At 57.8% G+C, this 1,090-nt stretch carries 3 protein-coding genes; 2 read left to right on the forward strand and 1 reads right to left on the reverse strand.

Annotated features, from left to right (window positions below):
• Window positions 1-186: YraN family protein (locus AC11W3_RS19220; protein WP_484093567.1), on the forward strand; the 186-nt coding region annotated here is incomplete at its 5' end.
• Between the two features lie 145 nt (window positions 187-331).
• Window positions 332-772 (forward strand): DUF4149 domain-containing protein, encoded by a 441-nt coding sequence (locus tag AC11W3_RS19225; protein ID WP_484092165.1) that lies wholly within the window; start codon window positions 332-334, stop codon window positions 770-772.
• A gap of 125 nt (window positions 773-897) precedes the next feature.
• Here the strand turns inward: AC11W3_RS19225 and AC11W3_RS19230 are convergent.
• On the reverse strand, window positions 898-1,090 hold a 193-nt coding region (locus AC11W3_RS19230), incomplete at its 5' end, for a hypothetical protein (RefSeq protein ID WP_484093568.1).

Consider the following 1,090-nt stretch of genomic DNA (forward strand, 5'->3'; position numbering starts at 1 on the left):
GGTCCGCCCCAGCTTGCCGTTACCCCTTTCAAGCAGCGGCAGATCTCCAAGGCCGCGCTGGTCTGGCTGTCAAAGCGGCGTCTCTATGACGCCGAAGCCCGCTTTGACGTCATCGCCATCGTGCTGCATGAGCATGACGTGCCGGAAATCGAGCATATCAGGAACGCCTTCGACCTGGCGTACTAGTAAGGAAATTGTCTGATGAACTAAAGAGCATCTTCGACCGGCTCAATGTCAACAGCCCTTCGTGCTGAGCCTGTCGAAGCACGTGTAGCGATGATTCAATAACTTTTAGCAGTACATTCCACCGCAAGCACCGAAGGAGGCGCTTATGCAGATCGTTGCCATCATCTACCGCCTGGCCATCTCCCTCTGGCTGGGGGGAGCGGCTCTCTTTACCTTTGTTCTCACCCCTCTCCTGTTCCGCTACGAAAGCCGCGACACTGCCGCCCGGATCGTCGGGCTCTTCTTTCCCGGCTATTTCCGCTGGGGCGTGGCCTGCGGCATCATCGCCCTCATCTGCCGCATCGTGATCTCGGGGAAGTACACGATTCCCGCAGCGGTGATAATCGCAGCGATGCTGACGCTCTCCTCGATTCAGGCCTTCTACATTGAACCCAAGGCAGCCGAACTCAAGCGCCAGATCGTCTCCTTCGAGACTACCCCCAAGGATAATCCCTTGCGCCGCCAGTTCGGGAAATTGCACGGGGTCTCCGCCGTCTGCAACCTGTCGGTTATCGCAGGAGGCGTTGTGCTCGTGGTGCTGTTGTAGCCGACAGTTATCTCCTCCGCAGCGATTCCCTGCGCAGTCCGGCCGTCCCTGCTCGAAGCGATCTTCACTGCCAGCTTCATCGAGAGGCAAATCCCCCCTGTCCCCCCTTTGACAAGGGGGGGACGTCAGGCGGCTCCTTCCGTTTCCACCGAAAAGTGGGACGTCAGGTGGCTGCTTCCGTTTCCGCGGAAAGTGAGCGTAGCGAACGAGCGAGAGCCGCTTTTCATCTGAAAGGTTTGCAAAAGGTATAGCGGCTGTGCTAGTAATGAAGAAAAAATCGCGGAGAAGCTCATGAATTTCACCGTCGCCCTGGCACAG

Source organism: Geomonas sp. (assembly GCF_056994735.1).

Bases quoted from the DNA above. Each gene is read 5' to 3' on its own strand.
- AC11W3_RS19225 (WP_484092165.1), top strand. From the start codon at position 332: ATGCAGATCGTTGCCATCATCTACCGCCTGGCCATCTCCCTCTGGCTG.